This window comes from Sphingomonas sp. LH128 (assembly GCF_000293195.2).
GTDB lineage: Bacteria > Pseudomonadota > Alphaproteobacteria > Sphingomonadales > Sphingomonadaceae > Novosphingobium > Novosphingobium resinovorum_A.
Genome location: NZ_ALVC01000102.1, coordinates 1 through 9027, shown reverse-complemented (window position 1 = coordinate 9027; position 9027 = coordinate 1). Strand labels below are relative to the sequence as shown.

The following is a 9027-nucleotide window of genomic DNA, read 5'->3' as shown; positions in this document are numbered from 1 at the left end:
CGGCGACAGGTAGAAATCGATCGTGTCGCCCCGCTTGTCGACTGCCCGGTACAGGTAGGTCCACTTGCCCCGCACCTTGACGTAGGTTTCATCCAGGCGCCAGCTCGGATCAAAGCCACGCCGCCAGAACCAGCGCAGCCGCTTCTCCATCTCCGGGGCGTAGCACTGGACCCAGCGATAGATCGTCGTATGGTCGACCGAAATGCCGCGTTCCGCCAGCATTTCCTCAAGGTCGCGATAGCTGATCGGATAGCGACAATACCAGCGCACCGCCCACAGGATCACATCACCCTGGAAATGGCGCCACTTGAAATCCGTCATCGTTCCGTCCGTCCAATCTCCGCCAAGCATGCTCAAGCTTCACGATTTTTGCAACAGAGCCATCAGGAGTGACCGCATGCCCCTTTCACCGCCACGCGCGGGCTTGAGGGCAGCCGTTTGATCGTCCTGATGAATCTCGAGGACATGCAGGAGGCCGGACTGGAAGAAGCATCGACGGTCACGCTCGTCGCCGATTGCGACACGCACCAGCGCCGTGAGGTGGGGGGTCTTCCCCCTTTGACCTACCGCGCGGCTGCCTTGCCGGCTATTTTCCCGAACTGAACCCGCTGGTCCCGCTTGGTCACCACGACGTTCTGTCGAAGACGCCCGCAGCAAAGGGGGTGCCGGTAAGGATCGAGGCATCATGAGGAGCGGCGATGCGGGAACGAGCCGGCTTGCAGCGCGCTTACTTATCGCAACCTCGAAAGGGTGAAAGCTCGCCACGACCCACCCTTTCGCCATGTGATGGAGCGTATCATGCCCGACACAGATTCTACCGGAACCCGCCGCGGCGTACTGGGAGACGCCCGTCCCGATGCAGTCGACCCGCACCGCCAGAAGAAAGGTGCACAGAAGCCTGAGAAAATCGAGGACCGCCCTTCGGTCGGAACCGTCAAGCCGGAAGACTACCCCGAAGGCCAGCGCGCCAGGAACACGGGGCAATGATGCCGGAACGGGACCAGCCCAGTTCGCGTCGCCTCGGCCGCGCGGGAATAATGGTGGCGGTGATCCTGCTGGCCGTTATCGTCCTAGTGTTCGCGGGACGCACTTTATGGCACGCCCAGGAGCTTGAACAAGAACAGCAGACCGGCGTGAATGAGCATGATGGCGCGCAACGCGCGATCAGGAAGGCCGAATAGCGATCTCTTCGACCCGATGCCGAGACAGATGACTTCGGTACCATCCGTTCCGCCATTGTCCGCCTTCCTAGCGCCCGGATTGCAGCCGGCCTAGTCGCCTGCAATCCGCGTCAGTCATCTTTTTTTGATCAAACACCAAGCACTCCTATTGCTTGCGATAACACGCGACGCTGGCCTGAAGTATCGACCATCTCCTGCTTAATGCGGTAACCGCGAAAGGTCGGGTCTCAGCAAACGTCGATCGTTGTCCGCGCGCCTGCGAGAAAACGAGCGATCCTGCCCCGGTCTCGATCGGTTTGCCTGACAATGCCATGCGCCGCCCCAAAGGATCCAAGCGATGAAAATCCAGAGCTTCATACTTACCGAGAATGGCTGGGTGCCCAACAACGCTCGGCTTCCGGTAGTTAATTATAGTGCGGCGCTGGATAGTGATGAGCCATACCTAGCGGATCGCTTCGAAGCGCTATTCGGCGGGCATGGCTGGCCAGCGGACTGGCGCGACGGGATTTTCGACTATCGCCATTACCACTCGACCGCGCATGAGGTGCTCGGCGTGTTTTCCGGTTCGGCAACGCTGGAAATCGGTGGACCACACGGACGCCGGATCGAGGTATTAGCTGGCGATGCGCTGATGCTGCCTGCCGGCACCGGGCACCGCTGCCTTTCCGCAAACGAGGATTTCGAAGTGGTCGGGGCTTATCCGCAAGGGCAGGACTGGGATATATGCCGGGAGGCTGCGGACGATGCCACGCGGGCTCGGATCGCCGCGCTGCCTGACCCCCCCTACGATCCCGTTACCGGTGAGCGGGGTGCGCGCACCGGCCCGTGAAATCAGGGATGCAGTAATTGCACATACCATTGCGCGTAGGGCCCGGTCCTTGCCAGATGCCGATTAAGATCGGGGGCGCCATCGTCCCACCAGACCGGTCCGCGCTCGCCCAGCGCCTGCTTTGCTGAATCGATCGCAGCATGTGCCCGCTCCTTCGCGTCGTGATCGCCCTTGCGCCTGGCAACACCAACCGCGCGACGGGCTGACATGAGCTTCTTGACCAGCGCCTCGCGACGCTCTTGCGGCAGGTTGGGATCGGACATGCGCCACAGCCGGCCGCCCACGACAAAGTAGTGACCGTCCGGCGTCACGGGGTGGCCGGCGACGCGTGTGGGTGGCTCAGCCATACAAATCCCGATGGAGGATGATGATAGGCGCATCAAGGCAGGCTCGCTCTCCGGCTGGGCCTGCCTCTAAGCGGCAATTCAGATTTTAGTGTTCGCTACTACGGCGTGGCTACCCGCTTCATCGCCTCTGATCTTACCGCCGAAGAGCATCTTCAGCTTGCCGGTCAGCGACACATCGGATTCCCATAGCTCAGCTTCATCGATATCGAAGCGAAGCAACGCAAGATTGGGATCCGTCTTTCCTCCGGGAAACCAAGCTTCGACAGCGTTCGACCACAGCTTGTCGACCATGGCAGGGTTGGTATCCAATTCGACGCGGCCCGACAGACACGCGAAGAAATCCTGACCCTTCGAAACGAATTGCGCCATCGCAGCGCCGCCGCCGGCAAGGCGATTGTCCTTACCGATGAAGAACCAGATGGTGTCGACCTGATCCTTGTCGAGCTGCGCCGTCAACGGTTCGGAATGGCTCTTCCCATCGGCAAGGCCGACCATCAGGAAAGGGCCCTTTTCGATCTTTTCCCAAAGGTGTTGCTTCAGCTTTTGTGTGTCAGTCGACATTGCCATCTCCTCAAGGGTGTTCCAGCCACAACGCCGGTATGCCGCCTGAGTTTCGCAAACGTTGCCTATCCGGTGAGCGGCTGTGCTCTTTCGCCGCCATGCCGCCTTCGCGGTCCGCAGGAGTAGCACCGCCGCCAAATTCGACGTCGCTGTGGCCCGGATTCAGGCGCTCTTCGCGCAAATCGTTGCGGTGCTCCTAGTCTTTGTGAATTGGCAGAATTATCGGCGCAATCGCGGGCAACAAAGCCGCTGAACACGTGCGCGGCGTCATTGGTACGGCGGGCACCCTGCTCGGATTCGCTGCCCCGACCGTGCTGCGGCGCATGGGTCCGCTCGGCCTGATTGGCGCCGTGGCCGGGGGCTACGCCTACAAAAGGTATGCGGAACGCCGGGACGCGCGAAAGCCGCCTGCGCAGCGGCCAAGCGGTTTCGCGGAACCGGCGCGCACACAGGCCTGACCGGGTTCAAGCCGATGCTGGGGCAGCGCCTCTGGCATCACCGTCCTCTGGGCGGATCAGCCGAGTTTTCGCATCAGCCGCCCTGCCGCGCCGTGCTCGGCCGCGAGGTTGCGGTTGTAGACGAGCGGCATGCGCGGGCTCTTCCAGCGCAGCGCGTCCATGATGCCCGCGAGATCCTCACCACTCGCGAAAAGGTCCTGATTGAGGCCAACACGCGTGGAGTGCCCACTGATGCGCTTCAGCCAGTGCTCCAGATCGTCGCGGGTCAGATCAGGCAAGGCCCCCTTCTCGAACGCCCGCCGGATGATCGCGCGCCAGATCGGCCCGATCGAGCCGGGATGAAGCGCGGCATCGCCGACACTGTATTCGGTGCGGGCCGCCACGGCAGGTTGGGGCAGTGCCTTGCGCCAGTGATACCCTTCGCGCCCGGACAGCGTCGCCAGATCGCGGCCGGGTATGCGGGCCCTCGCCTTGTAGCGGCGCACGAACACCCGGCGGAACACCGCGCCCTCACTGATCTCGGCCGCGTCCAGCCAAGCTTTGACCGCACGCACGGTGCGAGGGCTGAGGAAAGCGGTAGCCCCCTCCCCTTCGCTATCGCTCTTGCTGCGCGGGATCGCAAGCAGCCGCGCATCGGGGTCGATGGCAGGGAGGATGTGCCCGACTTCGACGGCGACCAGTTCGCTGGCCCGGAGCCCTGTATCGTAGGCCAGACTGAGGAGGGCGCGATCGCGCAGGCCGACGAGGTCCTCACCGCAGCTTTCCAGCAGCGCACGAAGATTGAGACCCCGTGCCAGGTCGCGTTCGATGTCGGAGACAGGTCCCTTGAATCGCAGCGGCGCCGCCTGGCGCTGGGCCACCCCCTTTTCCTTACGGATTGCCGCCAGCGTCAGCTTGACCAGCGGAGCCGTTGTGGGATCGATGAGGCCAAGTAGTTGGTGCAGCCGCGCGATCGACGCCTTGTAGCGGGCCAGCGAGGCCGGGCGGGCCCCCTGCCCGCCCCGGCGCTTGAGATAGTCCGCAACGTCCTCCGATCGTGCCGGCACGGTGATGCGGCGATGCTGGCGGCACCACAGATCGAAAGCGGAGAGATCCGAGCGCAGCGCTGCGAGCGTATGTTTCGAAGCCGCCGCCTGGAACGCTTCGAGCAAACCCGCATCCACGACAACCTGCTCCGCCGTCCGGAGCGACGTGATCAGCGGCACCAGGGCGCCGCCCGCCCCTGTTCCATCATGGCGACCCGCCGCACCGAGAAGGCTGGCGTGCCCGGCGGAGCCAAGTGTTTCGGTACCGGAGACTGGGTTTGGCTGGTGCACGCTCATTCGTCTGCTTTTCCATGCTTTTTCGCAATCCGCGCAAAACCGCCGGTTTTTCAGCACACCGCTTGTCGGTATCAGCAAAAGACAGGACTGGGAAACGGAAGGTTTTCAAACATCATCTGTCACCAAATTCCAAGACTTTGTCGCGCTCACCCCACGATTTTGTTAGAATAAGACCGGACCACGCAATGCGAGTCCCTGAAGCCGTCGGGGATAAGTCATGGCTGATATGGGTGCCCATCTGACGATGATCGCGCCTGCCGCTTGGCAGGAGGCTTGTGATCGCGAAGCGGTAATTCGGTCCCTCGCCGAAGAGCCGAAGTTGACCGGCGCGGCAGTGGAATCCGCCGCTGCGGAACTCGGACTTAGCCGCAGCCGCATCTTCGTATTGGTCGCCCGATATCGCTCCAATCCCGTGGCGAGTTCCCTTCTCGACCAAGGTCGAGGCTTTCCAAAGGGCAAGCGACGCCTACCCGCGAGATTGGATGGTATCGTGACTGCGGAGATTGATGGTTTCTATCTGGCAAGGCCCAAACCGTCACTCGCACAGTTGGTCCGAAGCATCAGACACGCTTGCCACTCGGAAGGCATTGAGGCGCCTTCACGCAACACGATCGTCGCCCGGGCACGTGAAATCGATGCGAGACGAACCATAGCGGAGCGCGACGGCACGAAGGCTGCTGCGGATCGCTTTCGCCCTGTCACCTGCTCATTCGACGCCGAGTATCCACTTCAAGTCGTGCAGATGGACCACACGCCCGCGGACGTCATCATTGTCGATGAACATTTTCGCAGGCCGCTTGGTCGGCCAATGCTCACGCTTCAGATCGACGTAGCCACGCGCACGATCCCCGGGTTCTATATTTCCCTCGAGAACCCTTCGGCAACGTCCGTCGGCATGGCCATCCGCCACGCCGTGCTACCGAAGACCGCATGGTTACAGGAAAGGGATCTTGACCTTGTCGAGTATCCTGTCGCGGGGATTCCCGACGCCCTTCATCTCGACAACGCCAAGGAATTCCACTCCCTGGCGCTCAAGCGGGGCTGCCGCCAATACGGGATAGAGCTGATCTATCGCCCCGTGAGGACACCCCACTACGGAGGCCATATCGAGCGGCTGATCGGGACGACAATCGGTGAGATACACCTCCTTCCCGGAACCACCTTCTCAAACGTAAGGGCGAAAGGTGACTATGACGCTGAGGGGCAGGCTTGCCTTACCCTCCCGGAGTTCGAACGCTGGCTCACGCTGCAGATCGCCATCTACCACGGCACAATCCACACCGCGCTGGGAGTTCCGCCGCTGACCGCCTGGCATGATGGACTGGTGCTGCGACCGAAACCGGTACGTAGTCCGATCAATGAGGCGCCCTTTCTTCTGGATTTCCTGCCTTTCGAAATGCGCAAAGTCCGGCGCGAAGGCATCGAGCTTTTCCATGCGTTCTATTGGCATGGAGCCTTGGCCGAGATCGCGGCGGGTACTGATCGAAAGCGGCCGGTAAAATACAATCCGCTCAATCTCTCGGTGGTCTATCTGGAGCTCTCAGACGGCGACCATCTGACCGTTCCTCTTCGGGACCGGCGGCGTCCGGCAATCACGAAATTCGAGCATGATGCGGCTGTGAAGGCTCTACGGGAGCGCGGTCGAATGGCGCTTGATGAGCACCAAATTTTCGAGATGGTCAAAGAGCAAAGGACCATCGTTCGCGACGCCATTGCTCGGACCAAGACGGCTCGCAAGGCCGCGCAGCGAACCGTTTATGCCTTGAGCGCTGGAGCACCGGTCATTGCGCCAACGGAACCCCGCCTGCTCAACCCGCCCGATCCGCCAGCTGACACCGACAGGGTTGTGCCGTTCGACATCGAGGAACGCGGATGACTGTGCTCAACCAACATCTGTTTCCGGCCTATCGCGACCAGGCGGACTATCCCGACGAAACCAGGATCGATTGGCTACGCCGTGACCGTTGGATGGGCCTTCCGCAATCAGAGGCGGCGTTGAGCCAGCTCGAAGATCTTCTGGCCTATCCCAAGCGCGGACGCATGCCATGCCTGCTCCTGTTCGGATCAACCGGCATGGGCAAAAGCGAAATCCTCAGCCGCTTCTCGGAACTTCATGCCCCCGCGTTCGACGAACGGGCAGGCATCACCGTCATGCCGGTCGTTTCAGTTCAGATGCCGCCAGAGCCAACCGAGGAGGAGTTTTATACCGAGCTCATGCTGGCCATGAACTACGCCGAGTTCGGCCATCTATCACTTCGCACACTGCGCGCTCTGGCGAGACAAACCCTCGCGGAATTCGGCGCCCGCATTCTCGTGCTGGACGAGGTCGACAAGATGCTCGCCGGGACGCCGAGGCAGCAACGCATCTTTCTCAACACCATCCGCTTCCTCACCAACGATCTTAGAATTCCCATTGTCTGCGCGGGTACGGAAGACGCACGGATCGCCGTACTCACTGACCCCAACCTTGCTGATCGGTTTGGCGCCCTGGAGTTGATCGCCTGGCGCAACGATCATGCACTGCGCCAGTTGTTGGCCAGCTTCGCTGGATTACTTCCCCTGAGGCGCCCTTCCCATCTCGACGATGACCAGGTGCGTCGACGGGTTCTTGCGCTTACCGATGGGGTCACGGGCCGAATTTTTCGATTGATGGAAGCGGTTGCCATTGCAGCTATCCGTAGCGGCCGCGAGATGATCGATGCCGACAGCTTCGACGATGAGCAATTGCTGCTTCCCCTGGTTTCCATGCAGGTCACTGCAGGAGGCAGGAGAGCCGCCCGATGTCGACGGCCATGATAGCGGATTTGCTCCCATTTCCAGACGAGCTCCTCAGTTCCTGGAGTGAACGCAGAGCGAAGGGGCGACCAGCTATCGACAGATCGTCTGATGCCCCCCGTCCATCTCGTCGATCCTGGCACCAACACAACCCGGATTACTGTCCTTCGGCTGCATGGCTTGCATGGGCATCGGCAGCGTTCAATGTTGAGACTGGGCAGTTGGCCGGAAACGCCCTTCGTCGTCGTTACAAGGCGATGCGGAAAGAATTCGTCGCCTGGCTCTATCCCCCAACGGGAATCGGCCAGGCAACCTCTCCGGCTGTCCCCTGCGTGCGCGTTGCCTGGTGCAACCGTTGTCTGGCTGAGGACCATGCCAACGCAAGGCCCGCATACTTCAGGCAATGCTGGGCCCTCGCGCCGCAAACCTTCTGCCACAAACATCGGTGGCCGTTAGAAGAGCGGTGCACCATCTGTGGCGCCTACAACTGGACAGTCGTCCGCACTGCAACGAATTGCGTGCGCCTCGTTTGTGGTGAGTGCTGGCGAGCGCTCGAGCGGTCCATGCGCGCCGCCCTCAATGCCTCCCCATCTATGCTAGACGCTTGGGACCGCGTGATTGCCCTCGAAGCACAGATCCTGGCAGCATTGTCCGGTCGAACACCAGATCAGTTTCGTTTCAACTTCACCTCCGGCGCGCAGCTCCTGAATGAGGTCGATGACATTGCCGGAATTCTGTGTCGAAATTACTGGGGGTACACGCGAACCAACATCCCACTGAACGCCTTCAGTTGCCCTGCTCTGGCCCCGGGTTACCTCCCAAAAGACTTCTACGAAAGTGACGGACTTCATCCTCTCGCAACCGGCAGCATTAGAAAACGCCGGAGCCTTCTAGCGGCAATCTGTGCAATTCTGGATCCCGATCCGACGACCGGACGCACCCTCTACGGGCCAGAAAGTCGGCCATCGATCGAGGAATTCGTTTCAACCACCGAGCGATCCGCCATCGAAATACCCATCTCGACGGCGGATCGATGGTCGCCAAGCTTTATTGGTCGGCTGAACGGTGCTCGCCGAGCGTTGGAGCAAAAGCGCAAAGTTTCCAAGCTGGCTGGCGATCTGGCCGCTGCGCTGCTGAACAACCTTAACCGCTCCGCCGCGAACTCCGGCGATCGGTCCTGAGGGCAAGGTCAAGCGATTGGGTCGTTTTCACCATGCGCTCTTCCCCTACCTATCTTGGCAGCGTCCGCTAACGGCCCGAGATCGCAATCGCGGAATGATCAGGTGCCGGATCAACCGGCACCCCAAGTTGCTTGCGTTCTGAGTAGCGATCAACGAGCTGACCGGCGTGCGGACGCATCAGGACAGTGAAGCGCACCAGCTCCTCCATCACGTCGACGATGCGGTCATAATAGCTCGACGGCTTCATGCGGCCTGCTTCGTCAAACTCCTTGTAGGCCATCGCCACGGATGACTGGTTGGGAATGGTGAACATTCGCATCCAGCGGCCCAGCAGGCGAAGCGTGTTCACGGCGTTGAACGACTGCGAGCCGCC

General features: G+C 61.2%; 10 protein-coding genes and 2 pseudogenes. 7 read left to right on the top strand and 5 right to left on the bottom strand.

What is annotated here, in order from left to right:
- Positions 1–321 (bottom strand): annotated as a pseudogene (locus LH128_RS08715) (IS6-like element IS6100 family transposase); the annotation flags it as partial.
- A gap of 129 nt (positions 322–450) precedes the next feature.
- Here LH128_RS08715 and LH128_RS33275 point away from each other — a divergent pair.
- The 4 genes from LH128_RS33275 (at position 451) to LH128_RS08700 (ending at position 2010) form a co-directional block, all read left to right on the top strand.
- Positions 451–603, top strand: a complete 153-nt coding sequence (locus LH128_RS33275) for a hypothetical protein (protein WP_156799970.1) — start codon at positions 451–453, stop codon at positions 601–603.
- A 195-nt stretch (positions 604–798) separates the two neighbouring features.
- Positions 799–987 carry a hypothetical protein gene (locus LH128_RS08710; RefSeq protein WP_008829246.1) on the top strand — a complete coding sequence of 63 codons (189 nt, stop codon included), beginning with the start codon at positions 799–801 and terminating at the stop codon, positions 985–987.
- Positions 984–1181 (top strand): hypothetical protein, encoded by a 198-nt coding sequence (locus LH128_RS08705; RefSeq protein ID WP_008829245.1) that lies wholly within the window; start codon positions 984–986, stop codon positions 1179–1181. The genes LH128_RS08710 and LH128_RS08705 overlap by 4 nt, the downstream gene beginning before the upstream one ends.
- 337 nt (positions 1182–1518) lie before the next feature.
- Positions 1519–2010, top strand: a complete 492-nt coding sequence (locus LH128_RS08700) for a cupin domain-containing protein (protein ID WP_008829244.1) — start codon at positions 1519–1521, stop codon at positions 2008–2010.
- 2 nt (positions 2011–2012) lie between these two features.
- On the opposite strand, the gene LH128_RS08695 is transcribed toward LH128_RS08700, so the two are convergent.
- From LH128_RS08695 to LH128_RS08680, 3 genes are all read right to left on the bottom strand, one after another.
- A complete protein-coding gene (locus tag LH128_RS08695) occupies positions 2013–2273 on the bottom strand; it encodes a hypothetical protein (RefSeq protein WP_327195118.1) in 261 nt (86 codons plus the stop codon).
- 162 nt (positions 2274–2435) lie between these two features.
- On the bottom strand, positions 2436–2918 hold the full coding sequence (locus LH128_RS08690) for a pyridoxamine 5'-phosphate oxidase family protein (protein ID WP_008829242.1): 483 nt from the start codon (positions 2916–2918) through the stop codon (positions 2436–2438).
- Positions 2919–3432: 514 nt separating this feature from the next.
- On the bottom strand, positions 3433–4698 hold the full coding sequence (locus tag LH128_RS08680) for a tyrosine-type recombinase/integrase (protein WP_008829240.1): 1266 nt from the start codon (positions 4696–4698) through the stop codon (positions 3433–3435).
- Between the two features lie 217 nt (positions 4699–4915).
- On the opposite strand from LH128_RS08680, the gene LH128_RS08675 reads away from it, so the two are divergent.
- The 3 genes from LH128_RS08675 to LH128_RS33270 all read left to right on the top strand — a co-directional run bounded on the left by LH128_RS08675 (position 4916) and on the right by LH128_RS33270 (position 8654).
- The gene (locus LH128_RS08675) at positions 4916–6574 is read left to right on the top strand and encodes a Mu transposase C-terminal domain-containing protein (RefSeq protein ID WP_008829239.1); all 1659 of its coding nucleotides are present in this window, start codon (positions 4916–4918) and stop codon (positions 6572–6574) included.
- Positions 6571–7494: a TniB family NTP-binding protein gene (locus tag LH128_RS08670; protein WP_008829238.1), complete on the top strand. Its 924-nt coding sequence runs from the start codon at positions 6571–6573 to the stop codon at positions 7492–7494. The genes LH128_RS08675 and LH128_RS08670 overlap by 4 nt, the downstream gene beginning before the upstream one ends.
- A 593-nt stretch (positions 7495–8087) precedes the next feature.
- Positions 8088–8654, top strand: a complete 567-nt coding sequence (locus LH128_RS33270; RefSeq protein WP_327195116.1) for a hypothetical protein — start codon at positions 8088–8090, stop codon at positions 8652–8654.
- Between the two features lie 67 nt (positions 8655–8721).
- On the opposite strand, the pseudogene LH128_RS08665 reads toward LH128_RS33270, so the two are convergent.
- Positions 8722–9027, bottom strand: a pseudogene (locus LH128_RS08665) (arsenical resistance protein ArsH); the annotation flags it as partial.